This is a genomic window from Ollibium composti (assembly GCF_004801285.1).
Taxonomy (GTDB): Bacteria; Pseudomonadota; Alphaproteobacteria; order Rhizobiales; family Rhizobiaceae; genus Mesorhizobium; species Mesorhizobium composti.
The window spans coordinates 176,486-200,481 of sequence record NZ_SSNY01000009.1 but is presented as its reverse complement, the minus strand read 5'-3'; the positions used below and the strand labels follow the sequence as shown (position 1 = coordinate 200,481).

The window sequence follows — 23,996 nt, the reverse complement described above, 5'->3', positions numbered from 1 at the left end:
CAGGCGCGGGCGCAACCGGAAGAGATGGTCAGGCCAACTCGTCGGTCGGCACGGCGTCGGCGTGGTGGACCATGCCGGTCAGCTTCGCCACCGCGCCGCGCTTTATTTCGTGGGCCAGCACGCGGTCGTAATCGACGGGCCTCGGCATGGCGATCTGGCCACGCGGGATGCGGGTGAAGCCGAGCGGCCCGTAATAGGGCTCGTCGCCGACGAGGATGACGGCAGGGACATGCGCCTTGGCGGCGGCTTCCAGCGCCATCGCCACCAGCCGGCGGCCGATGCCGACGTTCTTGTGCGTGGGGCGCACCGCCAGCGGTCCGAGCATTACGGCGCTTCCCTTGCCGGCGAAGATGTGCGTCATGCGCACGGAGGCGACGACGGCATTCCCGTCCATCGCCACGAAGGACAGCGCCCGCTCGTGCGGCCCGCCCTCACGGATCTTGTAGGCGGCGCGCGCGAAGCGCCCCGGCCCGAAGGCTTCCTCGTTGATGACGTCGATTTCAGGATCGTGCGCCGGGGTTTCCGGCAGGTAAACGATGTCGGCAAGGCTCATGGTCTTTGCGTTCCGGGGTACGGGAAAGGATTGCTGCACGAAGGCAGCGTTCGCCAATGGCGCGCCTCAGGCGCGGGCGTCCTTTCGTCGTCGGTCGAACCGGAGCGTGGCAAAGACATCGAACATGATGGCCTCCGCTAGCATCAAATTCCGGTGCCCGCAATCGGGCTTTTGCGCAAGCGTATCGGTTGACGGTGCGTTTCCCCTGCCGCGCTTTTGCCGTGTCGGGCGATGGCCTACATGGAACCCTAGAAACGAAAGGAAACGACGATGGGCCTTCTGGTCGACGGCAAGTGGCAGGATCGTTGGTACGACACCAAGGAAAGCGGCGGCCGCTTCGTGCGTGGCCAGTCGCAGTGGCGCGACTGGGTGACGGTGGATGGGAAACCGGCCGAGGGCCGTACGCGCGGCTTCAAGGCCGAGCCGGGGCGCTATCATCTCTACGTCTCGCTGGCCTGCCCGTGGGCGCACCGCACGCTGATCTTCCGCAAGCTCAAGAAGCTAGAGGACGTCATTTCCGTTTCCGTCGTCCACTACCACATGGGCGAGAACGGCTGGACGTTCCTGGCCGAGGAGGGCGCGACCGGCGACACGCTCTACGGTCTGGAATTCCTCCACCAGATCTACACCAAGGCCGATCCGGCCTATTCCGGCCGCGTCACCGTGCCGGTGCTGTGGGACAAAAAGGAACAGACGATCGTCAACAACGAGTCTTCCGAGATCATCCGCATGCTGAACTCGGCCTTCGACGAATGGGGGGATGCCGGTATCGACCTCTACCCCGAAGCGTTGCGCGCGGACATCGACGTCATCAACGCGGTCGTCTATCCGGCGATCAACAACGGCGTCTATCGTGCCGGTTTCGCCACCACGCAGGAAGCCTACGAGGAGGCGTTCGGCGAGCTGTTTTCGACGCTCGACCGGATCGAGGAGACGCTGTCACGCCAGCGCTACCTCGTCGGCGACCGCATCACCGAGGCGGATTGGCGGCTGTTCACCACGCTGGCGCGCTTCGACCCGGTCTATGTCGGCCATTTCAAGTGCAATCTGCGCCGCATCGCCGACTATCCGAACCTGTCGAACTATCTGCGCGAGCTTTACCAGGTGCCGGGCGTGGCCGAGACTGTGAACCTTCTCCACATCAAGGGGCACTATTACGGCAGCCACAAGACCATCAACCCGACCGGCATCGTGCCGGTGGGACCGGAGGTCGACTATACGGCGCCGCACGACCGTGCCCGCTTGCTCGCCGGTTGAGTAGTAGGCCGATTACCAATCGGGCGAGGGTGGCGCGTCGCCGAAGACCTCGGCGATGCGCCTGAGCGTCGCCGGCGTCACGCCGTCGGGCAGGCTGTCGAGGGAAAAGAAACCGGCTTCGGCGATCTCGCGGTCCGGCAGCTTGGGCGCCGACTGGCTGAACGCCTCGACGAGATAGAAGGCGACGTGGTCGCGCGGGCTGGAGCGGCGATTGAAATGGATCGACCGCAACTGCGGCTGTGCCGTCAGCGTGATGTTGGCCTCCTCGGCGATCTCGCGCGCCAGCGCCTCCTCCATCGTCTCACCGCGCTCGACGCCGCCGCCGGGAAGCTGCCAGCCGGGCACGTAGGTATGGCGGATGAGGAAGACCGCGTTCGCCGCGCGGTCGAAAATCAGGCCGCGCACGCCGAGCGTCATCGGCCGGCTCAGCACGAAATAGAGATGGAACAGTTTCGCACGCAGGCCCGGCCAGCCGGTCTGGCGGAATGCCGTTTCCACTTGGCTATCCGTCATCGGGTGCGAAACCATGTGTGGAAAGGCGCGCATCCGTCCCGTAAGAAAGGGATATGTTCCGGCTTGCGCATATTTCCGACGTCCATCTCGGCCCTCTGCCTCCTGTAACCTATCGCGACCTCGCCTCCAAGCGGGTGGTCGGCTATGTCAACTGGCAGCGCAACCGTCGCCGGCACATGCACGACAGCGTGCTTGAGACGCTGGTGGCCGATATCAGGGCGGCCGGGCCGGATCATCTTGCCGTCACCGGCGATCTGGTCAACCTCGCTTTGGACGGCGAGATCGAGATGGCGCGGTTGTGGCTGGAAACGCTGGGTTCGCCCGCCGACGTGTCGGTGGTGCCGGGCAACCACGACGCCTATGTTCCGGGCGCCTTCCACAAGGCCTGCCGGGCGTGGGGTGCGTGGATGACCGGCGACGACGGCCATGCGCCGGTCGACCGCAACGGCTTTCCCTATCTGCGCGTGCGCGGGCCGGTGGCGCTGATCGGCGTCTCGACCGCGCGCGCCACCGCACCCTTCATGGCCAACGGCTTCTTCAAGGAAGGGCAGGCGGCGCGGCTGGGGGCGATGCTCGAAGAGACGGGCCGGCAGGGCCTTTTCCGCGTCGTCATGATCCATCATCCGCCGCTGCGCGGGGCGGTGTCGCCGCAAAAGCGCCTGTTCGGCATTTCCCGCTTCCAGAAGACGCTGGCCCGCCACGGTGCCGAACTGGTGCTGCACGGCCATTCGCACCTGCCGACATTGGGCTGGTTGGGCAAGCGTGGCGTGCGCATTCCGGTCGTAGGTGTCGCCGCCGCCGGGCAGGCGCCGGGTGGCCGGCATCCGGCCTCGCAATACAACCTCTTCGAGATCGACGGATCGCCGGACGCCTGGCGTATCCGGCTGACACGGCGCGGCCTTTCGGGACCTGCGCTGCCGCCGGCCGATCTCGAGACGGTTGAACTCGGCGTCGAGCCTGAGGCCGTCAGAAGCTGACCTTGATCGCCGACAGCCGGTCCCAGAACAGGAGGGCTGCAAGCGCCAGTCCGACAAGGGCGCCGGCCGTAACAACGCCGAGGGTGGAGAAGACGGTCGGCCAGAAGCCGGCGTTCCCCTGGCCGGCCAGTTGCATCGGCGGCTCGGCCTCGGTGACCGTCGGTCGCGAGAGACCAGCCGCCGGTTCGGCGCCGCCTTCCATCAGCCGCTCGCGCTCCACCACGCGTTCGGCGACATAGCGCGTCACATGGTCGGCAACTGTCTTCATGTCGGCCGATTCGGCCAGCACCACGCGGCCGATGCGGGTATCCTTGAGGAAACGGTAGGTGCGGCGGTCGCGGCCCATGGCGACATGGGTGACGGCGTCGATCCACAAACGCGGCTGCAAGCCGGAGGAGACGGCGAAATCGAAACTGTCGTTGTCGGCCGGCACGTCAGCGAAGACCGGCGCCAGTTCGGCGGCGAGCAGGTCGAGGCGCATGCGGTGGGCCTCGCGCAGGTCGACCACCACGTCGTCGCGGTCGGCAAGAGCGTTCTTCACCTCGCGCACGGCGTCGGAAAGCTTTCGCGACGGATCGATGGGGGTCACATTCTCGCCTGCGTCCTGCATCGGGCTGCCTCGCGGTTCGGTTAACGGAGAGTTAACACAGAAGCGCGGCCAATGCACTCTTCATGGCGGTCAAGGCGCGGTTTGCAACAGGTCCGAGCGGATCGCCTCGACGACGGCTTGCGGTGCCTCCTCGATCAGCATGTGGCCGGCGCGCGGCAGCCGGCGGACAGCGAAGGCGGCCGGAAGCCGGTCCGCCTGCGCGGCGGGAAGGACCGGATCGTCCGTTCCCCACAACACCTGCACCGGCATGGCGAGCGAAGCGAGAAGATCTGCCGGGATGACGCCCTGGCGCCCGTCGCGGGTGATCGCCGCCGCGATCTCCGCCAGCCTGCCGGTCTGGCCCGGCACGCCGCGCATCGCCAGCAAGGCCTCGATGGTCGCGGCAGGGGACTTGGCGTCCGGCCCGGACATGGCGGCGAGGCACGCGGCCAGGTCTTCGGCGCTGTCGGCGAGGGCGTAGCGGGCGAGCAGTGGGGCGTCGATCTCCGGACCGACGCCGCCCGGTGCCAGCAAGGTCAGCGAGGCGACGTGCCCGGGCGCCGCCAGCGCCGTCAGCATGGCGACCGCGCCGCCCATCGAGTGGCCGACGAGATGGACGTGGGGCAGGCCGCGCGCGGCGATATCCGCCGCGATGGCCTGCGCCGCCTTGCGTGGAGAACCGGCATCGGGGATTTCGAGCGAGGCGCCATGGCCCGGAAGGTCGTAGGCGAGGATGCGTGCCGTTCCGGCAAGATCGGCGGCGATGTCGTCCCACACGCGATGACAGGCGCCGAAGCCGTGCAGCAGGGCGATCGTGCGGCTGCCGGTGCCGCGGTCGGATGCGAAAAGCGATACCGTCATGGATGGTCAGGGTCGCTGACAGGAGAGGGCGGATGCCTCAAGAGGCGCCTCCGAGCCCTGCTGACCGCAGGGCATCCACCAGCCGGTCGGTCAGGTCCGCGGGATATTTGCGCTGGATGAAGGTCCTGCGCGGGTTGGCGACGAATTTGGGATAATCCTTCGTCAGTTCGGCCATGATCGTGCGCTTGGCTTTGTCGTCGCCGGCGGCGTCGGCGACGATGAGCCGCGCGGCGAGATAGTGCGACTTGGTGGACGCGCTGGTCAGCGCCTCGGCGGCATCGCCGGCGCGCCGCATGTCGCCCTGCATGAAGGCGCCGACGAACAGGCCGAAATCCCACCATGACGGATGGCTGCTGGAAGCTTCGACCGCGCGGCTGACGATCGGCGTGCCTTCGCGATAGCGGCCGGCGAAAATCAGCGCATAGCCGTAGGACGCGGCCATCGACAGGTCGTAGGTGTTGAGCTCGTAGGCCTTGCGCATCCAGCGGATCGACTCGTCGGTCTTGCCCAACCGGGCATTGACGTAGCCGTAGATCCGGTGCGCGTCGGGGCTGGTGGCTCCGTTCTGCACCGCCTTGTGCGCCAGAACCATTGCCTGCTCGAGGGTGGCGTTCGGCGGATAGAGGTAGCGGTCGGTCACCGTCTCGACATGCAGCGAGGCCAGTTCCGCATAGACCAGCGAGGATTTCGCGTTCTGGTCGGCGAGCGCCTGCAGGCAGCGATAGGCCGCCTCGTGCGTTTCCTCGTTCTGGTCGAGATAATAGTCCTCGTTGAGCAGCAGGCAGCGCACCAGCCCGGTCTGCGCGCCGCTTTCCTCGATGGCCGTGTAGATGGTGCCGGAGGCCGGAGCGGTGGTGCTCAGCAAGTCGGCGATGCGGTCCTCGACCACGGCGGGAGCGGCATCGGCCCGGCTCAGCTTTCGCGACAGCAGGACGCGGTCGGTCGCGACGTTCTGCAATTCGATGGTGACGCCGCCCGCCTCCGGGCCGGGCAGCAACTCGTAGACGAAGCTGGTGGCGTCGGCCGAACGGTCGCGGTCGGCGCTGACGTCTCGGCCGATGAACTTGATCGTCTCGAAGCTCGTCAGGCCGGCGCGCAGGGCGGCGGCGACCCTGTCCGCTTCCGTTCCGCCCGCCTTCACGGCGAGGTAGACGGTGGGCAGGGCCTCCATGGCGGACGCCGCCCTGATGCTCGCTGTGGCATCCGAAGCCTCGGCTTCCGCCGCCGTCGTATCGGAGAGAAAACTGCCCTGCCGCACGATCAGCACGCCGAGCATGCCGATGACCAGCACGATGGCGAGCCAGATGAACTGGATCTGGCGCATCAGAAGCGGCGAGGTCTGCTGCATGGCTGCGGCACCGGCAGGCACCGGCAGAGGGGTCGTCAGGGTACCGGGTGCGTCCCGGGAGGAATCGGCCTGCGGCGGGCAGGAGCGATCCGCCCTTGGCTCATAGACCGGAACGTAGGAACCGCGCGGGACGGTGATGCGGAAAGCGTCGCCGGCGCCTTCGGTTTCGGAATATAGCTGCAACAGATCGCGCAGGCGTCCCGCCTGCACCCGCACGACCGCATCCGTCGCGGAATCGAAATCGGCGTCCTTGCCGAAGACGTCGACGGCTATGGCAAAGCCCTTGAGCCGGTCGGCTTCACCGGCCTGCTCGCGTTCGACCAGATACCGCAAAAGGTCGCGCGCACGCTCGGAGCGTGCGAACGTTTCGCTGGCAAGCACCCGTTCCAGCGTCTCGCGCACTGCGGGGGCAGCAGGCGTGGAATGCCGCAAGTGTCGGACCTCTCCAGTCGGCACAGAGGGAGTCCAATCTTATATAGCGCCAGCCCCGGGCGACAAGCGTTTTACCATGCGAAACGCCTGTTTCCCCCGGCCGAAAAGTTCCGGCCGGAGGACGATTTCGGGAAGCGGTCGATTCTTAACGGCTTTGTCCAACAATCCGGTTTGCCGCCGACACCACGGCTTCCAGCGATGCGGCGGAAATGTTGGTGTTGATGCCGGCGCCGAACAGTTTGCCGCCAGGGTGCTCCATCTCGACATAGGCGATGGCCGAGGCGTTGGAGCCGCGCTGCATCGAATGCTCGGAATAGTCGAGCACCGACATCGCCACGCCGACATGCTTGGACAGCGCGTCGACAAAGCCGTCGATCGGGCCGGTGCCGGTGCCCGAGATCGTCACCTCCCTGCCGTCGTCGAGGATCGTCGCCTCGACAACGCGGCGGCCTTTGACCTCCGTATCGGGATAGGTGCGGTGCTCGATGTATTTCAGCCGCGCGCCGGGCTGCTCGACATAGGTCTCGAGGAACTGCTGGTAGATGCGCTTGACCGGCACCTCCTTGCCCTCGGCGTCGGTGATGGCCTGGATCGCCTGGCTGAACTCCACCTGCAGGCCGCGCGGCAGGTTGAGCCCGTAGTCGGCTTGCAGCACATAGGCGATGCCGCCCTTGCCGGACTGCGAGTTGATGCGGATGATCGCCTCGTAGGAGCGGCCGACGTCGGCGGGATCGATCGGCAGGTAGGGAACCTCCCACAATTCCTTGTTGGCCTTCTTGAGCGCCTTCATGCCCTTGTTGATGGCGTCCTGGTGCGAGCCGGAAAAGGCCGTGTAGACCAGTTCGCCGACATAGGGGTGGCGTTCGGGGATCTTCAGCTGGTTGGAATATTCGTAGACGTCCTTCATCCGGGTGATGTCGGAGCAGTCGAGCATCGGGTCGACGCCCTGCGTGTACATGTTGAGCGCCAGCGTGACGATGTCGACGTTGCCGGTGCGCTCGCCATTGCCGAACAGCGTGCCCTCGACGCGGTCGGCGCCGGCCATCAGGCCGAGTTCGGTTGTGGCGATGCCGGTGCCGCGGTCGTTGTGCGGATGCAGCGAGACGATGACGGAGTCGCGCCTGTCGAGGTTGCGGCACATCCACTCGATGCGGTCGGCATAGGTGTTGGGCGTCGCCATCTCGACGGTCGAAGGCAGGTTGAGGATCAACTTGTTGTCGGGCGTCGGCCGCACGATCTCGGTCACCGCGTTGCAGATTTCCAGCGCCACCTCGAGTTCGGTGCCGGTGAAGCTTTCCGGCGAATACTGGAAGCGGTAGCCGCGATGTCCAGGTTCCTTGGCTGCTTTCGCGGCCATGTCGGTGATCATCTTCGCCGCATCGGTGGCGATCTTCTTGATGCCGCCGACGTCCTTCTCGAACACGACGCGGCGCTGCAACTCGCTGGTGGAGTTGTAGAAATGGACGATCGGGGTCTTGGCGCCCTGAAGCGACTCGAAGGTTCGCGTGATCAACTCCGGCCGACACTGGACGAGCACCTGCAAGTCCACGTCGTCAGGCACATTGCCCTCCTCGATGCACCAGCGGGTGAAGTCGAAATCGGTCTGGGAAGCCGAGGGGAATCCGACCTCGATTTCGCGAAAACCCATGTCGAGCAGCAACTGGAACATGCGCGCCTTGCGCTCGTGCCCCATCGGGTCGATCAGCGCCTGGTTGCCGTCGCGCAGGTCGACCGAGCACCAGATCGGCGCCTTGTCGATCACCTTGTCGGGCCAGGTGCGGTCCCGGAGGCCGACGGTGGGGTAGGGGGCATATTTGCGGGCGGCGTCCGGCATGCCCTTGGCCGCCGATTGCGTATCGGCGTGGATTTCCTGTCGTGCGTTCATCGTCTTGTTCTCCCGGCTGCCTGCCGGACCGGCCACGAGGCCGTCGCGGGTGACAGGCATTGCCTTATCGGATTGTGGTTCGCTGGTTACGATTTGCCAAGGAGCATGGGTGCCGTGCGGCGAAACGACCGCCGGGCGCTCCTTCAGCGAGCCCGGCGATCGCCGATAAGGCCGAGAAGCAGAAGGGGCGCGGAAAGCGCGCGCAGGGTCTCGCCGGCGAAACCGGTCGGACGGTGTGCTGCGGTGCGGCGCGTGATCATGGCGGCCCTCTTACAGGAGGGATCGGCGGGAGGCAAGCGTTTGCCGGGCGCTCGAAACCCTTTCCCGGTTCGCGCAAATGCGCCACACTCGCGAACGCGCCGATCGTTCAGGGGGATGCCCATGAATTTCGTGTTCTTCTCGCCGCATTTTCCGGCCACCGGCGCCGAATTCTGCGACCGGCTGAGGAAGGCGGGCGCCACGGTGCTCGGCATCGGCGACGCGCCGTACGACTCGCTCTCCGGCAAGCTCAAGGACGCGCTGGCGGAATATTACCGCATCGCCGACATGGAGGACTACGACCGGACTTTTCGCGCGATGGGGCATTTCATCCACCAATGGGGCCGCGTGGACCGCTTCGAATCCCTCAACGAGCACTGGCTGGACCTCGAGGCCGGCATCCGCACCGACTTCAACATCGAGGGCATCCGCCTCGACTACGTGCAGAACATCAAGAAGAAGAGCCGCATGCGCGCTGCCTTCCGCAAGGCGGGCGTCAACGTCATCGCGCAGCGCAAGACGTCTGAGCGCTCCGGTGCGATGGAGTTCATCCGCAAGACCGGCTACCCGGTGGTGGTCAAGCCGGACTCCGGCGCGGGCGCGGCGCATACCTACAAGATCTCCAACGCCGCCGAACTGGACGAGTTCTTCCGCATCAAGCCGCCCGGCATGAGCTTCGTCATGGAGGAGTTCATCGACGGGCTGGTCGTCACCTATGACGGGCTGGTGGACCGCGACGGCGAGATCGTCTTCGCCGCCTCTACGAAGTACGACGACTCGATCATGGACGTCGTCAACAAGAACAAGCACATGAGCTACACCTGCCGGCCCGAAATGCCGCCGGAGGTGGAGGAGGCGGGCAGGAAGATCGTCAAGGCTTTTGCCCTGAAGGAGCGCTTCTTCCACATCGAGCTGTTCGAGACGAAGGACGGCCGTATCGTCGCGCTGGAGGTCAACATCCGCCCGCCGGGAGCATGGATGACGGACGCCATCAACTATTCCTTCGACATCGACATCTATGCCGAGTGGGCGAACATGGTGGTGAAGAACGCCACCTGCGGGCCGCATAAGGGCAGGTACTTCACCGCTTATGCCAGCCGCAAGGATCATATCGCCTATTTGCACGACCACGCCGACGTGCTAGCCGCGCACGCCGACAAGATCATGCGCCACAACGCGATCGAGCCGGTCTTCAGCCGGGCCATGGGCAACTACGCCTACCAGATGCGGTCGACCGACCCGCAGGCGCTGAAGGACGCTGTCGCCTATATCCACGCCCTCAAGGGTTGAACCGATGGACATCTCCTACCACAGGCATTTCAGCCGCAGCCTCGGCCGCGACATGGAATACAAGCGCTACGGCCATGCGGGGCGGCCGGTGGTGGTGTTTCCGACCTCGCAGGGGCGGTTCTACCAGTTCGAGGATTCCGGCGGCGCCGGCGCACTGGCCGAATTCGTCGATACCGGCCGCATCCAGCTTTTCACCGTCGATGGCGTCGATTCCGAAAGCTTCTTCGACAAGGGCGGCGACGTCCGGCAGCGGATCGGCCGGCATGAAGCCTATTTCGCCTATGTGCGCGAGGAGGCGCTGCCGGTCTTCGCGGCCACCGCGGCGGGCGCCAATGGCGGGCGCATGCTGAAGCCGCTGATGACGGGCTGTTCCATGGGCGGCTTCCATTCGTCCAACTTCACCTTCCGCTTTCCCGAACTGGTCTGCGGCGTGATCTCGCTGTCGGGCGTCTATTCGACGCGCGGTTTCCTCGGCGATACGCTGGAGGGCGCGGTCTACTACAATTCGCCGCTCGACTACCTGCCGGGCATCGAGGGGGCGATCCTCGATCGCATCCGGGCGCTGCGCATGGTGTTCTGCTGCGGGCAGGGGAAATGGGAAGAGCCCATGCTGGTCGAGACCCGCGCCCTGGAAAAGGTGCTGCAGGCCAAGCGTATCCCGGCCTGGGTCGATTACTGGGGCGGCGACGTCGACCACGACTGGCCGTGGTGGCACAAGCAGCTTGCCTATTTCTTCGGCCGCTGGCTGGACGAGGACCTGAAGCAGCGGCTGGACTGACAAGAACGTCCCTCCGAAGGAGGGCGCCCGTCTTTCATTTCGCCGTCAGCACGACCGATTCCGCCGATCTCTCGGCCGGACCATGATGGACCGCCTCGACGTTGTTTCCGTCGGGATCGAGCAGGAAGGCGCCGTAGTAGCCGGGATGATAGCGGCGTTCGCCCGGCGCCCCGTTGTCGCGGCCGCCGGCTTCCAGCCCGGCAGCGTGGAAGCGGGCCACCGTCTCCCGGTCCGGCGTCTGGAAAGCCAGATGCACGCGCGACGTATAGTCGTTAGCGGCATCGATCCACAGCTCGTCGGCGCTGAAGAAGGTTTCTCCTTCGTGGATCGCGTCGCGGCGTCCGATGGCGGTGAGCACGGCGCGATAGAAGCGCTTGCTCGCCCCGAGATCGCGGGCGCGCAGATGGATATGGTCGATCAGGCGGCCTCGGTGGAATTGCATGACGGTTCCTCCGGTTGATGGGCGGGTGCCATTCCTACCGGTCAATCCGCTCGCAGGAAATCGGTCCGGCTCTCTCTGCTGACATCCGGAGACGGTAGCCCGTCCGATTATTTTACCCGGGTAATATTGACGCCGTGCAACCCACGGTGCATAAGCCAGCGCCTTGCGGTAGCCTGCCGGGGTGCCGAATCCTCCGACACGGGGCCGACCTGCCATGAACGAGACAAAACGCGGCCGCTCCCGCGACCTCACATCCGGTCCGATCGCCAGCACGCTGCTCATTTTCGCGCTGCCGGTGCTGGGCGCGAATGTGCTGCAATCGCTCAACGGCTCGGTCAATTCCATCTGGGTCGGCCGTTTCCTTGGCGAGGCGGCGCTGGCGGCGACCTCCAACGCGAACCTGGTGCTGTTCCTCATCCTCGGTACTGTCTTCGGCATCGGCATGGCGGCGACCATCCTGGTGGCGCAGTCGGTCGGCGCCCGCGACTGGGCGCATGCACGACGCATCGTCGGCACCAGCGCCACCTTCTTCTTCGCCATTTCGGCGCTGTTCGCCGTGTGCGGCTGGATCTGGGTGGACGGCATCCTTGGCCTGCTCGGCACGCCTGCGGACGCGCTGCCGCTGGCCCGTTCCTACCTGCGCATTCTCTTTATCGCCGTACCGGCGGCGAACCTGCTCTCCTTCCTCATGACGGTGCTGCGCGGCGCCGGCGATTCGCGCACGCCCTTCTATTTCATGCTGATGGCAGTGGCGTTCGACATCGCCCTCAATCCGCTGCTGATCGCCGGCATCGGTCCGTTTCCGCAACTCGGCATCGCCGGCTCGGCCGCCTCGACGCTGATCGGCCAGGTGGTGAGCGTGGCGGCGCTGCTCGTTCTTCTCTACGCGCGCAAGCATCCGCTGACGCTCGCCGGCGCCGATCTCGCGTTGTTGCGGCCCGACCCGAAGCTGCTCAGGATCGTCGTCGCCAAGGGCGTGCCGATGGGCCTGCAGATGATCGTCATCTCGGTGGCGGCGCTCACCATCATGGGGCTGGTCAACAGCTACGGCTCGCGGGTGACGGCCGCCTACGGCATTGCCGCGCAGTTGTGGACCTATGTGCAGATGCCGGCGCTGGCCATCGGCGCCGCCGTCTCCTCGATGGCGGCGCAGAATGTCGGGGCGCGGCGCTGGGACCGCATCGACCGCATCACGCTAGCAGGCGTCGGCTTCAACATGGTGCTGACGGGCGTGCTGGTGGCAGTGCTCTATCTGTTCGACCGGCCGGTGCTCGGCCTGTTCCTGGCGCAGGACACCGCCGCCATCGACATCGCCGAGCATGTCAACGACATGGCCTCATGGTCGTTCGTGCTGTTCGGTATCACCATCGTTCTGTTCGCCACGGTGCGGGCCACCGGAGCGGTGATGCCGCCGCTCATCATCCTGGTCTTCTCGGTGCTCCTGGTGCGCACCGGCTTTGCCTACTGGATGCGCGATGTCATAGGGCAGGATGCGCTGTGGTGGAGTTTTCCGGCCGGCTCGATCTGCTCGCTGCTGCTCGGCCTCGCCTATTACCGCTTCGGCGGCTGGCGCTCCATGCATATGATCGAGCAGGAGCGTCCGGCGGCCGGAGAGGCGCCGGATACCGGGCTCGGCGTGCCGCGCGAGCGGGCCGGGCTCGGCCTCGATGCGCCCGAAGACACTACTCCCTGACCGTCCGCGCGATCAGCCGGGCTATGCTTGGACCCAGTACGAGCACGATCAGGAAGCGCACCGTCTGCAAGGCCATGACGAAGGAGATGTCGACGTTGTCGGCGGCGGCGGCGATGATGGCGATGGAATCCATGCCGCCCGGACTGGTGGCGAGATAGGCCGTCAGTGGGTCGATGCCGAGCGTGCGGCTGATCAGCCAGGCGACGCCGCCGCATATCGCGATCAGCACGAGGATGGCGGCGACGATCTGCGGCAGCGCCCGTGTCGCGTGGCGAAGGATAGGCATGGTGAAGTTCAGGCCGATCGCCCAGCCGACAGCCGCGTAGCTGACGGCCAGCAGCCATTGCGGCAGCTGAAAGTCTATGCCGGCACCGAGGTGCAGCACCGTGCCGAGGATCATGGTGCCGAGGAAATAGGGCGACGGCAGCTTGAGCAGACGTCCCGCGCCGGCGCCGACCAGCGCGATCAACAGCGTCGCGGCGAAGGGTTTCGGGTCGATTGCGGGGAACCAGACGGTCGCAGGCACCTCGACGCCGGAGGTGTCCACCCACAGGCGCGCAAGGATGGCTGCGGCCATCGAGACGAAGATGACACGCAGGTACTGCATGAAGGCGACCAGCCGCTGGTCCGCCCCGAAGGCGCCGGCCATCAGTACCATCGCGGTGGCGGCGCCCGGCGAGGAGCCCCAGACGGCGGTGGTGCCGGGCAGGATGCGCCAGCGGCTGATCAGCCAGCCGAGCAGGCTGGAGGCGACCAGCGTGGCGGCGACCGCGCCGAGGATGAGCGGCCAGTCGGCTACGAAGGTCGGGAAGATGCCGGGAGAGATCGAAGCCGCGACGAGGCAGCCGACAATCGCCTGCGCGGCACCGAAGGCAAGGCGTGGCACCCGAACGGTGGCGCCGTTGATGCCGGCCACGATGCCGGCCAGCATCGGCCCGATCAAAAGCGCGGCCGGCAGGGCCGCCGCTTCCAGCGAGCCCGCGCCGAGCAGCGACAGGACGAGGATGACCAGCCATTGGGTGGCCGGCGCGCGCGCGGTGAGACGGCCGGGCGCCGGCGCTTGCGAAATGCCATCCATTGCGGCGGGTCAACCCGCCGGCATGCTTACGCCGCTGACCGGCTCCGTCTCGATCTGGATGTCGAATCCGGTGACCAGCGGTCTGGCCCGGGCAATCGCCGCCTGCACCTCGGGCAGGGTCAGCGACGCCTTGTGGCTTTCGGCGTCGGTCCACACTTCGGTGATCCAGATGGCGGTGGTGTCGGCGGGGTCGCGGGCGACGATGTAGCTCAGGCAGCCCGGCAAACCGGTCGTCGCTTCGCGGAGGATGGCGAGCACTTCGTCCCGCTTGCCGGTCGCCGCACGCATCTTTCCGATCAGGCCATACATACGCGCCTCCCTTGTCCTGGCGGCCGACCGCGCCGCCGAGGCCGGACGGGTCCGATTCTGCTAGTTTAGAGCATGATCGGATTCCGGCAACGTGTGGTGACGGCGTACGTCGTTCAAGGCCGCAGATAGGCGTAGCCTTCTCTCTGCAACTCAGCCAGCCTGACGACGCCGCCCTGCTCGGCGCTGACGAAGCCGTCGAGCAGGTCGGCGAGCGCGATATCCATGCCGTGCATGGTGTTGGCGCAGGCCTGCGGGGCGAGCCCGTCCTTCACCAGGCCGGCGAAACGGCTGGCGACGGCGGCGGAAGCGCCGGCGGTACGGAAAGCGGCCAATGCTGGTCCATGCACCACCAGCACGATCTCGACGTTGCCGCCGGTGCCGTCATAGTGGTTCCTGACGTTGCCGAGCACGAAGGCGACCTTGTCGGCGTCGCTGAGATGATAGGCGACCCTTTGCCTTGCGGGGCTTCGCTGCGCGACCGCATTTGCTTGGCCGAGGCCTAAAAGCGCGCCGGCCGAGGCAAACAGTCCGCGGAACATGTCTCGGCGCAGCATGGCGTTTCCCCTCCCGGCCGGCGGACGCATGGCCATCACGGCGATCCTAGCATAAAATCGCCGCATCCTGTTGCGGCGGAGGCGTGCATGGCAGCGGTGAGGGGACTGGCGGGCATCGGGGCCGGCGCGGCGTTGTGGCTGGCTCTGGCGGCATCCGCCTCGGGCCAGCAAAGCGGTAAGGCGTCCGACTGGCAGGCGCTCGAGGCTGGCGGCGCGGAAGCCTGCTTCGGCCGCGTCTATGACAAGGCCCATCTGAAGGCGCATCCGAACCAGAAGGTGCAGCGCATCTTCTTCTATCGCGGCGGCGATCCGGTCAGCCATCCGAACGAGGAGCCGAGTTCCGGTTCCAGCTACGACAGCTATCTGACGACGACGGAGCGCGGGGCGAAGAAGCCCGATTGGGTCGGCGCCTGGTGCAGGGCGGGCGTCGACGAGGACGGCAATCCCCAGGGCATCCATTGCGGCATGGAATGCGACCGCACGCTCGCCTCGCTCCGGTTCGACACCAAAGGCCGGCTGGTCGTGGAGAAATTGGACCGTTACGTCTATCTCGATCCTTCCGAGACGGCGGAACTCGAAGAGGAGCAATACGAGAAGCTGGCGCTGGGCACCGACGACGACGGCTTCGCGCTCGAGCGCCGCCCGGCGGCCGAATGCAAGGCCGAGTTCGCCAAGGTCGATCCGATCGACCCGGCGCTCGGTGATCCGCTCAGGCTGCGGCTGAAGCCGGATCAGCCCTTCTGCTATGGCCGCGACTACACCGCCGCACATCTCGCCTCGAACCCGGAACAGGTGACGAAGACCATCCGGGTCTTCCGCGGCCCGTCCGAACTGGCGTCCTATGCGGCAGCCGGCCGCGACCTCGACAACTGGCCGAACGGCGCCGACATCATGGTCTCGGTCGCCACGCGCAAGGCGTCCGGCACGTCGATGCAGAGCTATTCCTGCGATGGCGAAGGCGACCAGTGGCGCTGCGTGGCGACGACGAAGACCAGCGACGCCGATTGCGGCATTTCCTCGCGTGAAATCTATCTGAGGCGCGGCGCCAAGGGTACGATGATGCTGTCCAACCCGGCCAACGGCCTGCCGCTGATCGACCTATGCTCCGCCGAGGCGGCGGAAGCGACGGCTTCCGACGACAGAATCTACCGGCTCGAGCCGATGCAACCGGCCGAGTGCGGATTGTGAAGCAGTCTCGTTCTACGCGAACGGTACGGCGGCGGTGCCTTTCGGCAGTTTCGCCTCGTCGTCGGGTTCGACGTGGATGGTGATGCGCACCGAGGGGATTTCAGCCTTCAGCGCGTCCTCGATGCGGTCGCAGATGACGTGGCTTTCGCGCACCGGCATGTCGCCGTCGACGATCAGGTGGAACTCGATGAAGGTAGCGCGGCCGGCGATGCGGGTCTTGAGGTCATGCACCTCGATGGCGCCCTTGGAATTGGTCGAGATGATATCGCGAATGCGCATGTTGTCGTGCAGGTCGACGGCGCGGTCCATCAGGCCATTCAGCGATGCGCCGATGACGTGCCAGCCCTGCCACAGGATGTTCAGGGCGACGATGACGGCCAGCGCCGGGTCGAGGATACGCCAGCCCGTCATCACCGCGCCGACGAGGCCGATGAAGACGCCGACCGAGGTGATGACGTCGGTCATGATGTGCTGGCCGTCGGCGACGAGGGCGGGCGAACGCGCGTTCCGGCCGGCGCGGATCAGCGTCCACGCCCAGGCCGCGTTGATGACGGTGGCGACGCCGTTGACGGCCAGGCCCTCCCAGGGCTGCTCCAGCGGCGCCGTATTGCGCCAAGTGCGCCAGACCTCGCTGAGGATCAGCAGGGCGGCCACGACGATCAGCACGCCCTCCAGTACGGCGGAGAAGTATTCCGCCTTGTGGTGGCCGAAGGGATGGTCCTCGTCGGCGGGCTTCTGGCTCACCCGGATGGCCCAGAAGGCGGCTGCGGCGGCGATCACGTTGACGGTGGATTCCAGCGCATCCGAATAGAGCGCGACCGAACCGGTGATCCACCACGCCACCGCCTTCAGGCCGAGCACGACGAAGGCGACGACGATCGACCAGAACGCGAGGGCGGCGATGCGCCGCTTCGCCGCTGCTCCTGCCAGGGGTATCGTCGCAGCCATGTCGGTCACTATGCCGCTTTTTCCTTCGCCTTGCGCGACAGGTGCGCCACCACGTTCTCGATCATGCGCATGCCGGCGTCGCCGCCCAGCGTCATGATCGATTCGGGATGGAATTGCACGGCGGCGACCGGTTCCTTGCGATGCTCGAAGGCCATGATGGTGCCGTCCTCGCTTTCCGCCGTCACTTCGAAGTCCGCCGGCAGCTTTGCCGGATCGGCGAAGATCGAATGATAGCGGCCGACGGTGACTTCCTTCGGCAGGCCGGAAAAGACGATGCCCGGCTTCGAGATCTTGATGCGCGAGGGCTTGCCGTGCATCGGCACGGCAAGCTGGCGCAACTCGCCGCCATAGGCTTCTGCCAGCGCCTGCAGGCCGAGGCAGACGCCGAAGATCGGCAACCGGCGCTCGCGCGCTTTCCTGATGGTGGCTGCGGTATCGAAATCCTTCGGCGTGCCGGGACCGGGAGAAAGCACGACAAGGTCGGGCTTCAGCCGGTCGAACAGGTCTTCCGGCACCGGCGAACGCACGGTGGAGACGTTGGCGCCGGTCTGGCGGAAGTAGTTGGCGAGCGTATGGACGAAGCTGTCCTCGTGGTCGACCAGCAGGACGGTGACGCCTTCGCCGACGCGCGCTGTGGCGCGCTCGGTAGTGGCGGCGTTGCCGGCTTTGGCGTCGCGGATGGCGGCAAGCATGGCGGATGCCTTCAGTTCGGTTTCGGCTTCCTCGTCCTCGGGGACGGAATCGAAGAGCAGCGTCGCGCCGGCGCGCACCTCGGCTATGCCGTCCTTGATGCGGATGGTGCGCAGCGTCAAGCCGGTATTCAGGTCGCCGTTGAAATGCACCATGCCGATGGCGCCGCCGTACCAGGCGCGCGGGCTCTTCTCGTTGTTCTCGATGAAGCGCATCGCCCACAGTTTCGGCGCGCCGGTGACAGTGACGGCCCAGGCATGGGTGAGGAAGGCGTCGAAGGCGTCCATGCCTTCGCGCAGCCGGCCCTCGATGTGGTCGACGGTGTGGATGAGGCGCGAATACATCTCGATCTGGCGGCGGCCGATGACGCGCACGGAGCCCGGCTCGCAAACCCGGCTCTTGTCGTTGCGGTCGACGTCCGAGCACATGGTGAGCTCGCTCTCGTCCTTCTTGGAGTTGAGCAGTTTCAGGATCTGCTCGTGATCCGAGATGGCGTCGTCGCCGCGCTTGATGGTGCCGGAGATCGGGCAGGTCTCGACGCGGCGACCGTTGACGCGCACGAACATCTCCGGCGAAGCGCCGACCAGGTATTCGTTCTCGCCGAGGTTGATGAAGAAGGAATAGGGCGAGGGATTGATGGTCTTCAGCCGCCGCGAAATGGCAGACGGTTCCGTCTCGCAGCGCTCGTAGAACATCTGGCCGGGCACGACTTCGAACAGGTCGCCGCGCTTGAAGCTGTCGAAGGCGCGCCGGACCAGATTGGCGTATTCGCCCGGCTCATGGTCGCCGCGCGGCGGGATGCGGTCGGACGGTTTGAACGGCTGGACAGCGCCGTCGCGCGGCAGGCCGGTTGTGGAAAAATCCTCGCCGGAATAGTCGTAGCGGTCGGTCCAGGCCTTCGCCGAATAGTGGTCGACGACGAGGATCTCGTCGGGCAGGTAAAGCACCAGGTCGCGCTGGCTCTCGGCCCGCTTGAGCTTGTAGGCGACCGGATCGAACTGGAAGGCGAGGTCGTAGCCGAAGGCGCCGTAAAGGCCGAGATTGGCGTCCTGATCGGTGTGGAACAGGGCGGTTACGGCACGCAGCACGGTAAAGACGGAAGGCGCGCGGCTGCGCTCCTCCTCGGCGTAGACATGGCCGGGCTCAGCGACCGTCAGCGCCAGCAATCGCTTCGTCGCATCGGTAAAGCCGACGGCCTTTTCCTTGCGCAGCACGCGCTCTATGGCGGGCAGCATGACCTCGCCGCGCCTGTTCAGCGCCTCGATCTTCATTGCGCGGCCGCGCGCCGAAATCACCAGCGGCGGATCGATGATGGCGGTGTCCCAGCGGGTGTAGCGGCCGGGATATTCGTAGTTGGAGGAAAAGACCGCGCCGCGCCGCGCATTGAGGCCTTCGAGATAGGCGTCGATGGCGCCGGCATAGGGTTTTTCGTGGCGTTCGCGGGTGATCGCGATGCCGCCGGCCGTGACGAATCGCTCACCGCCGTTTTCCAGGATTTCCACCGTCATTGCCGTCTCCTTGTTCCGCCGTGGAGGTCCGGAGGCGATTCTGGAAACAAAAAGGCCGCCGGACTTCTCCTGCGGCCATCCCTGATTTTCACGCGCATGCGTTCGGCGGCCGCTGTCAGCAGGCCCACCACCAGATCGAGTTGATCGAACGAATGCTCATGGGTTTTCCTTAGCGGCGAACGCAGGGCAGGGCAAGAGATTTGATACGGGGCTGGCGGCTCCCTCCCCCTTGAGGGGAAGGTGGCACGCCGTAGGCCTGCCGGGAGGGTCGCCGCGGCAGTGCGCCAACATTTGTTCTTAGGCTGGAGTGGTTGAGGTTACCCCTCCCGACCCGCTGCGCGGGCCACCCTCCCCTCAAGGGGAGGGAGCCGCCAGTGTCCTACGCCCGGATCTCCTGCCGCTGGAACGACACGTAGGCGATGGTGAACAGCACGATGAGAGCCGCGATCATGCCGGCGATCTGCGGCCAGACCAAAGCGAGGCTGGCCGACAGCGGCAAGGGCGCGCCCATCAGCGCCCCGCTCAGCTGCGAGGGAAAGAGCAGGCCGAGCGAGCGGGTGGCGGGGTTGAGCAGAGCAAGCGTCGCCTCGCCGTAAAGGACGTTCGGCGAAATGCGCGCCAGCCCCTGCTGTACGGCGATCTGGTGGACAGCCGTCATCGGATCGAGCAGGTCGACGGGCGCGACGGCGCCGGCGACCAGCGGCGTCAGCATCGGCCAGAACACGGTGAAGACCAGCCACAGTGTCAGCGCGCACAGCGCCGAGGTCGCGGGCGATTTCACCAGCGTCGAGAAGGCCATCGCCACGGCCAGCCACACGCCGGCATAGACGAAGGAAGCGAACAGGAAGGCCAGTCCGCGCGCGATCTCCTCGCCGCCCGGCGGCAGGCCGAGCGAGAGGATGCCGAGCCCGGTCACCAACAGCCACAGCGTCAGCAGGCAGATGGCGATGACGATCAGGCCGCCGAGGAATTTTCCCGTCAGCAGCGCGTCGCGGTAGATCGGTTGCGACAGCACGCGCGACAGCGTGCGGCGGCTGTATTCGCCGTTGATGGCGTCGAAGCCGAGCGCGATCGCCACCAGCGGGATGAGGAAGCCGAGGAAGGAGACGAAGGAGGGCAAGGGCTGCTGTGCGGTGGTGAACAGGCGCAGGAACAGGAACTGGTCCTCGCCGATGGTCGCCTTGATCTGGCCGATCGCGGCATAGACCGAGCCGATGGCGGTGAGGATCACCAGAAGCATCACCAGATGGATGCGGGCCGAATTCATATGGTCGGCGGCTTCCTTCAGCGCCACCGTCGACAGCCCGGCGAAGGGCGAGCCCTCACGCTGCCTGGTCATGGTCTTCTCCCTCGAAGAAACGCGCGTAGACCTCGTCGAGGCTGGACTGGCGGATGGTCATCCCGGAAAGCGCCCCTCCGGCCTGCACGGTGCGGTGGGCGATGTCGGCGCGCACGTCGGCATCGGCGTCGACGCGCCAGCGGCCGGCCCTCAGCGGCGTCACGGCGGCGATGTGGGGCGCGTCCTTCAGGACTGCCGCGAGGTCGATGCCGTCGGCCTCGACCTCGACCACATGCGTGCCGCCCAGCACGTCGGCGGTCAGGTCGGCCACCTTGCCGATCAGGCCGATGCGGCCACGGCTGAACAGGGCGACGCGGTCGCACAGCGACTGCATCATGGCCAGCAGATGCGAAGACAGCACGATGGTGACGCCGTCGGCGGCAAGTTCGCGGATGAGTTCCAGAAGTTCCTGAGTCGACTGCGGGTCCAGCCCGGAGGTCGGCTCGTCGAGGATGGCGATCTCGGAGCCCTTGGCCAGCACTTCGGCGAGGCCGAGCCGCTGGCGCATGCCGCGCGAATAGGTCGCCACACGCTTGCCGCGCACGTCGGAAAGCCGCACGCGCGCCAGTGCGTCGCTGATGCGCCTGTTGGCCTCGGCGGATGCAAGGCCGGCGAGCCGCGCCGAATAGGCAAGGTTCTCCTCGGCGCTCAGGTGATCGTAGAAGCCGATCTGGTCCGGCAGATAGCCGACGCGGCGCTTGACCGACAGCGGCTTGCGCAGGGGATCGAGCCCCAGCACGCGGATGGTGCCGGCGCTCGGTTCGGTGAGGCCGAGCAGGAGCAGGATCGTGGTGGTCTTGCCTGAGCCGTTCGGCCCGAGCAGGCCGAACACCTCCCCCTTGTTCACGGCAAGATCGATGCCGTCGACGGCGGTGAAGCGGCCGTAGCGCTTGGTCAGGCCGCCGGCTTCGATGACGGGGGCTTCGGCGGCGCTCATCTGCGGCCATACCTGGCGACGGCGAAGCCCAGCACCAGCACGGCGATGCCGATGACGGCCAGCCCGGTGACGCCCCACAGAGTCGAGGTGCGCACGGTGACGCGGAAATTGGCGCTGTCGGAAGCGCCCGGGCCGTTGGCGCGGACCGAGACCATGTAGTCGCCGGCGATGGCCTGCTGCGAAGGCGTCATGGAGACGGCGACGCTGGCGTCCTGACCCGGCTCGATGTCGTCCACCTTCTCGGGGTTGAAGGCGACCTTCCAGCCGGACGGCGGGCTGGCGGAGAGAGCGACGTCGCGTGCCGGCGCCGAGCCCGAATTCCGCAAGGTGAAGGTGAAGGTTCGCTCCTGCCCGGCGGTGGCGTCGCCGGAAAGCCTGCCTTCGGGGCCGGTGAGCGCGACGGTCGGGCGCCCGGTGATGTCGAGCATCAGCTTGGCGTTGGCCGAAATGTCGCCGGCGGCGGCCGCCACTTCGACCGGATATTGACCGGCCTGGGCGCTGTCGGGCGGTTGGACGGAAACTTTCAGCTCCTTCGATTCGCCGGCCTTCAGCGGCAGGCTGGTCAGTTCCTGCGAGCCGTAGCCTTCCTTGAAGGTGACCTGGAAACCGTCCGGTGCCTTGGAAAGCAGGTTGACGGTGGTGTCCTCCTGGCCGTCGTTCTTGACGTCCACCTGATAGTCGAAGGCGGATTTGGCGGTGCCGCGCAGCGCCGGCAGCTTCGGCTCCATGGTGAGCTTGGCGGGTTCGGTTTTCGTCAGCGTCAGCGATAGCGGCAGGCTGAGCGACTGGCCGTCGCCCTTGCCGGTCAGCGCGAAGGCGACGGGCTTGTCGGCGTTCGCATCGGCTGGCGGGGTGAGCTTCAGCGTCAGGTCGACCGTGGAATCGGCCGCCGCGATCGCCGCGCGCACCGGTTTGCCGCCGCCGTCGATCTCCCAGCTCCAGCCGGCCGGCAATCCGTCGAGACCGAGGTCGATGCGCTGCGGCGGCAGGCCGTGGTTGGAAAGGGTGACGTCGACGGAGATGCTCTTGCCCGCCTGGGCGGAAAAATCCGGGTAGCGCGTGGTCAGCCACAGGCCGGCGGGCGCCTGTTGGGCGGCCGCAGCGCCGGCCGACTGGGCCCATACCGGCGGTGCCGTTGCGAGGCCGAGCCCGATGGCGACGACGGTCGCGGCAAGCAATTTCGAAGGGGTATTTAAAGACGAACGAAAGCGTGCAGGAACCACGCGTGCCTCCCCGCATAAAGTTGAAATCACATTTGTTTGCAAAGCCTTGGCGACTTCGTGCCGGCGGAGGATGGACCGCTTTGTGGCACGAATGCGGCAAATTCCGTGCAAGCGTCATCCGCTCACGGAATTGTAAATCGCCGCGATTTCGCGTGAAGAAGCGCGTGTCGTCAGTCTTCCAGCGCGCCTGCGCGTGCGTCCGTGCTGCGCGCGCCGCCCAGCAGCTTCACCAGGTCGTCGCCGGCGCGGGTGATGCGGTGCGAGCGGCGGGTGAGGATGGTGCCGTCCTGCGGCGCGAACACCTCGGCATGGCCGCCCTGCTCGCCGGGGCGATGGACGACCGTCGCAAGGCGGTCGCCCTTCTTCACGCGGTCGCCCGGTTTGACGTCGTAGAGGACGGCGCCGGCCTGCGGCGCCGGCATCATGTCGATGTTTTCCAGCGGCGTGACCACGCCCTTGAAGGGGCCGGGCGCGGGCACGGACGGGTCGGCGACGACGCCGCGTGCCACCAGCAGGCGATAGAGGCCGGCGGCATCGCCTTCGGCTGTGGCGCGGTCGACATCGGCGACGCCGCGATATTCGACGGTTGTGACGACGACGCGGTCGAGCGGGCCGCCTGCCGCGAGATGCGGGTGGACGGAGGCCTCCTCGAAGGCGGCTCCGCTTTCGCCCTGCCACAGAAGCACGGCGGCCACGCCCATGGCTGCGGCACAGTCGGCCATGGCCGGCCAGAGTTCGGCCGGCACGTAGAGATAGGGCAGGCCTTCGTCGTCGCAGTGCAGGTCGAGCACGATATCGTGGCCGAGCGACAGCGAGAGCAGCCGCGCCTTCAGCTTCTGGTCGACGGTGGCGTGGGTGGTGTCCGGCAACAGGGCAGGGTCCGGCCGGTCCACCAGCGGAAAGTCGCGGTTGAAGTTGACGCGGGTGCCGGAATGGAAGCGGCCCTGGTGGTCGCCGAACTGGTATTGCGCGCGTCCGATCGGATTGGCCCATGGCACGATGGTCAGCGCACCCAGGATGCGCCCTTCGGCCTCGGCTTTGAGAAGCATCGGCATCAGCGCGTCGATGGCGACGGTGCCCGGCAGTTCGCCGGCATGCAGCGCGGCCTGCAGATAGGCGCGGGGAGCGGCCTTGTCCGAGCCCTCGAAACGAAGAACCGGAAATTCGTAGGCAACGCCTTCGGTGTCGCCTTCAATACGCTCGACGGACTTCTTCATCGCGGCCTCCTGTTCGGCGGGAAGCCTTGCCCGTTTGTGAGGCCGGTGTCGAGTGGTCCAAAGGCGGGCTTTCTGCTGACCGCCCACCGAGTGACGATTGCGGGAGGCGGCTGGCCGCCTCCCGCTGCG

At 66.5% G+C, this 23,996-nt stretch carries 22 protein-coding genes; 6 read left to right on the top strand and 16 right to left on the bottom strand.

What is annotated here, in order from left to right; translation table 11 throughout:
- Positions 1–28 precede the first annotated feature (28 nt).
- A complete protein-coding gene (locus tag E6C48_RS16250; protein WP_136359076.1) occupies positions 29–553 on the bottom strand; it encodes a GNAT family N-acetyltransferase in 525 nt (174 codons plus the stop codon).
- A gap of 270 nt (positions 554–823) precedes the next feature.
- Here E6C48_RS16250 and E6C48_RS16245 point away from each other — a divergent pair, with 270 nt between their 5' ends.
- Positions 824–1,810 (top strand): glutathione S-transferase family protein, encoded by a 987-nt coding sequence (locus E6C48_RS16245; protein ID WP_136359074.1) that lies wholly within the window; start codon positions 824–826, stop codon positions 1,808–1,810.
- 12 nt (positions 1,811–1,822) lie between these two features.
- Here E6C48_RS16245 and E6C48_RS16240 read toward each other — a convergent pair whose 3' ends face one another.
- On the bottom strand, positions 1,823–2,323 hold the full coding sequence (locus E6C48_RS16240) for an NUDIX domain-containing protein (RefSeq protein WP_136359072.1): 501 nt from the start codon (positions 2,321–2,323) through the stop codon (positions 1,823–1,825).
- A 53-nt stretch (positions 2,324–2,376) separates the two neighbouring features.
- On the opposite strand from E6C48_RS16240, the gene E6C48_RS16235 reads away from it, so the two are divergent.
- A complete protein-coding gene (locus tag E6C48_RS16235) occupies positions 2,377–3,300 on the top strand; it encodes a metallophosphoesterase family protein (protein WP_136359070.1) in 924 nt (307 codons plus the stop codon).
- On the opposite strand, the gene E6C48_RS16230 is transcribed toward E6C48_RS16235, so the two are convergent.
- From E6C48_RS16230 to leuA, 4 genes are all read right to left on the bottom strand, one after another.
- Positions 3,290–3,910 carry a hypothetical protein gene (locus E6C48_RS16230; RefSeq protein ID WP_136359068.1) on the bottom strand — a complete coding sequence of 207 codons (621 nt, stop codon included), beginning with the start codon at positions 3,908–3,910 and terminating at the stop codon, positions 3,290–3,292. The genes E6C48_RS16235 and E6C48_RS16230 overlap by 11 nt on opposite strands.
- 69 nt (positions 3,911–3,979) lie before the next feature.
- Positions 3,980–4,750 (bottom strand): alpha/beta fold hydrolase, encoded by a 771-nt coding sequence (locus E6C48_RS16225; RefSeq protein WP_136359066.1) that lies wholly within the window; start codon positions 4,748–4,750, stop codon positions 3,980–3,982.
- A gap of 37 nt (positions 4,751–4,787) precedes the next feature.
- Positions 4,788–6,530 (bottom strand): tetratricopeptide repeat protein, encoded by a 1,743-nt coding sequence (locus E6C48_RS16220; RefSeq protein ID WP_136359064.1) that lies wholly within the window; start codon positions 6,528–6,530, stop codon positions 4,788–4,790.
- Between the two features lie 145 nt (positions 6,531–6,675).
- Positions 6,676–8,415, bottom strand: a complete 1,740-nt coding sequence (gene leuA, locus E6C48_RS16215) for a 2-isopropylmalate synthase (RefSeq protein WP_136359135.1) — start codon at positions 8,413–8,415, stop codon at positions 6,676–6,678.
- A gap of 381 nt (positions 8,416–8,796) precedes the next feature.
- Here leuA and E6C48_RS16210 point away from each other — a divergent pair, with 381 nt between their 5' ends.
- Both E6C48_RS16210 and E6C48_RS16205 read left to right on the top strand, forming a co-directional pair.
- Positions 8,797–9,963, top strand: a complete 1,167-nt coding sequence (locus E6C48_RS16210) for an ATP-grasp domain-containing protein (RefSeq protein ID WP_136359062.1) — start codon at positions 8,797–8,799, stop codon at positions 9,961–9,963.
- Between the two features lie 4 nt (positions 9,964–9,967).
- Positions 9,968–10,741: an esterase family protein gene (locus tag E6C48_RS16205; protein ID WP_136359060.1), complete on the top strand. Its 774-nt coding sequence runs from the start codon at positions 9,968–9,970 to the stop codon at positions 10,739–10,741.
- Between the two features lie 34 nt (positions 10,742–10,775).
- Here E6C48_RS16205 and E6C48_RS16200 read toward each other — a convergent pair whose 3' ends face one another.
- Entirely contained in the window at positions 10,776–11,183 is a 408-nt protein-coding gene (locus tag E6C48_RS16200; RefSeq protein ID WP_136359058.1) for a VOC family protein, read from the bottom strand.
- Between the two features lie 214 nt (positions 11,184–11,397).
- On the opposite strand from E6C48_RS16200, the gene E6C48_RS16195 reads away from it, so the two are divergent.
- A complete protein-coding gene (locus E6C48_RS16195; RefSeq protein WP_136359056.1) occupies positions 11,398–12,876 on the top strand; it encodes an MATE family efflux transporter in 1,479 nt (492 codons plus the stop codon).
- Here E6C48_RS16195 and E6C48_RS16190 read toward each other — a convergent pair.
- The 3 genes from E6C48_RS16190 to E6C48_RS16180 all read right to left on the bottom strand — a co-directional run bounded on the left by E6C48_RS16190 (position 12,866) and on the right by E6C48_RS16180 (position 14,817).
- Complete coding sequence (locus E6C48_RS16190; RefSeq protein ID WP_136359054.1) at positions 12,866–13,954, bottom strand: AbrB family transcriptional regulator; 1,089 nt, start codon at positions 13,952–13,954, stop codon at positions 12,866–12,868. The two genes, E6C48_RS16195 and E6C48_RS16190, sit on opposite strands and share 11 nt — an antisense overlap.
- Before the next feature lie 9 nt (positions 13,955–13,963).
- The gene (locus tag E6C48_RS16185) at positions 13,964–14,263 is read right to left on the bottom strand and encodes a putative quinol monooxygenase (protein ID WP_136359052.1); all 300 of its coding nucleotides are present in this window, start codon (positions 14,261–14,263) and stop codon (positions 13,964–13,966) included.
- 113 nt (positions 14,264–14,376) lie between these two features.
- A complete protein-coding gene (locus E6C48_RS16180) occupies positions 14,377–14,817 on the bottom strand; it encodes a DsrE family protein (RefSeq protein ID WP_136359050.1) in 441 nt (146 codons plus the stop codon).
- Between the two features lie 87 nt (positions 14,818–14,904).
- Here E6C48_RS16180 and E6C48_RS16175 point away from each other — a divergent pair, with 87 nt between their 5' ends.
- Positions 14,905–16,005 carry a hypothetical protein gene (locus tag E6C48_RS16175; protein WP_136359048.1) on the top strand — a complete coding sequence of 367 codons (1,101 nt, stop codon included), beginning with the start codon at positions 14,905–14,907 and terminating at the stop codon, positions 16,003–16,005.
- 12 nt (positions 16,006–16,017) lie between these two features.
- Here E6C48_RS16175 and E6C48_RS16170 read toward each other — a convergent pair whose 3' ends face one another.
- The 6 genes from E6C48_RS16170 to E6C48_RS16145 all read right to left on the bottom strand — a co-directional run bounded on the left by E6C48_RS16170 (position 16,018) and on the right by E6C48_RS16145 (position 23,867).
- Positions 16,018–16,953: a cation diffusion facilitator family transporter gene (locus tag E6C48_RS16170; RefSeq protein WP_136359133.1), complete on the bottom strand. Its 936-nt coding sequence runs from the start codon at positions 16,951–16,953 to the stop codon at positions 16,018–16,020.
- An 8-nt stretch (positions 16,954–16,961) separates the two neighbouring features.
- Positions 16,962–19,151, bottom strand: a complete 2,190-nt coding sequence (locus E6C48_RS16165) for an anthranilate synthase (protein WP_136359046.1) — start codon at positions 19,149–19,151, stop codon at positions 16,962–16,964.
- A 379-nt stretch (positions 19,152–19,530) separates the two neighbouring features.
- A complete protein-coding gene (locus tag E6C48_RS16160) occupies positions 19,531–20,490 on the bottom strand; it encodes an ABC transporter permease (protein ID WP_136359044.1) in 960 nt (319 codons plus the stop codon).
- A complete protein-coding gene (locus tag E6C48_RS16155) occupies positions 20,474–21,427 on the bottom strand; it encodes an ABC transporter ATP-binding protein (RefSeq protein ID WP_136359042.1) in 954 nt (317 codons plus the stop codon). The genes E6C48_RS16160 and E6C48_RS16155 overlap by 17 nt, the downstream gene beginning before the upstream one ends.
- Positions 21,424–22,605 carry an NEW3 domain-containing protein gene (locus E6C48_RS16150; RefSeq protein WP_230978801.1) on the bottom strand — a complete coding sequence of 394 codons (1,182 nt, stop codon included), beginning with the start codon at positions 22,603–22,605 and terminating at the stop codon, positions 21,424–21,426. The genes E6C48_RS16155 and E6C48_RS16150 overlap by 4 nt, the downstream gene beginning before the upstream one ends.
- 215 nt (positions 22,606–22,820) lie before the next feature.
- On the bottom strand, positions 22,821–23,867 hold the full coding sequence (locus E6C48_RS16145; RefSeq protein ID WP_136359038.1) for a succinylglutamate desuccinylase/aspartoacylase domain-containing protein: 1,047 nt from the start codon (positions 23,865–23,867) through the stop codon (positions 22,821–22,823).
- Between the last annotated feature and the right edge of the window lie 129 nt (positions 23,868–23,996).

Coding starts and splice junctions, on each gene's coding strand:
- E6C48_RS16250 (WP_136359076.1), bottom strand. CDS start 553: ATGAGCCTTGCCGACATCGTTTACCTGCCGGAAACCCCGGCGCACGAT.
- E6C48_RS16245 (WP_136359074.1), top strand. CDS start 824: ATGGGCCTTCTGGTCGACGGCAAGTGGCAGGATCGTTGGTACGACACC.
- E6C48_RS16240 (WP_136359072.1), bottom strand. CDS start 2,323: ATGACGGATAGCCAAGTGGAAACGGCATTCCGCCAGACCGGCTGGCCG.
- E6C48_RS16235 (WP_136359070.1), top strand. CDS start 2,377: ATGTTCCGGCTTGCGCATATTTCCGACGTCCATCTCGGCCCTCTGCCT.
- E6C48_RS16230 (WP_136359068.1), bottom strand. CDS start 3,910: ATGCAGGACGCAGGCGAGAATGTGACCCCCATCGATCCGTCGCGAAAG.
- E6C48_RS16225 (WP_136359066.1), bottom strand. CDS start 4,750: ATGACGGTATCGCTTTTCGCATCCGACCGCGGCACCGGCAGCCGCACG.
- leuA (WP_136359135.1), bottom strand. CDS start 8,415: ATGAACGCACGACAGGAAATCCACGCCGATACGCAATCGGCGGCCAAG.
- E6C48_RS16210 (WP_136359062.1), top strand. CDS start 8,797: ATGAATTTCGTGTTCTTCTCGCCGCATTTTCCGGCCACCGGCGCCGAA.
- E6C48_RS16205 (WP_136359060.1), top strand. CDS start 9,968: ATGGACATCTCCTACCACAGGCATTTCAGCCGCAGCCTCGGCCGCGAC.
- E6C48_RS16200 (WP_136359058.1), bottom strand. CDS start 11,183: ATGCAATTCCACCGAGGCCGCCTGATCGACCATATCCATCTGCGCGCC.
- E6C48_RS16195 (WP_136359056.1), top strand. CDS start 11,398: ATGAACGAGACAAAACGCGGCCGCTCCCGCGACCTCACATCCGGTCCG.
- E6C48_RS16190 (WP_136359054.1), bottom strand. CDS start 13,954: ATGGATGGCATTTCGCAAGCGCCGGCGCCCGGCCGTCTCACCGCGCGC.
- E6C48_RS16185 (WP_136359052.1), bottom strand. CDS start 14,263: ATGTATGGCCTGATCGGAAAGATGCGTGCGGCGACCGGCAAGCGGGAC.
- E6C48_RS16180 (WP_136359050.1), bottom strand. CDS start 14,817: ATGCTGCGCCGAGACATGTTCCGCGGACTGTTTGCCTCGGCCGGCGCG.
- E6C48_RS16175 (WP_136359048.1), top strand. CDS start 14,905: ATGGCAGCGGTGAGGGGACTGGCGGGCATCGGGGCCGGCGCGGCGTTG.
- E6C48_RS16170 (WP_136359133.1), bottom strand. CDS start 16,953: ATGGCTGCGACGATACCCCTGGCAGGAGCAGCGGCGAAGCGGCGCATC.
- E6C48_RS16165 (WP_136359046.1), bottom strand. CDS start 19,151: ATGACGGTGGAAATCCTGGAAAACGGCGGTGAGCGATTCGTCACGGCC.
- E6C48_RS16160 (WP_136359044.1), bottom strand. CDS start 20,490: ATGACCAGGCAGCGTGAGGGCTCGCCCTTCGCCGGGCTGTCGACGGTG.
- E6C48_RS16155 (WP_136359042.1), bottom strand. CDS start 21,427: ATGAGCGCCGCCGAAGCCCCCGTCATCGAAGCCGGCGGCCTGACCAAG.
- E6C48_RS16145 (WP_136359038.1), bottom strand. CDS start 23,867: ATGAAGAAGTCCGTCGAGCGTATTGAAGGCGACACCGAAGGCGTTGCC.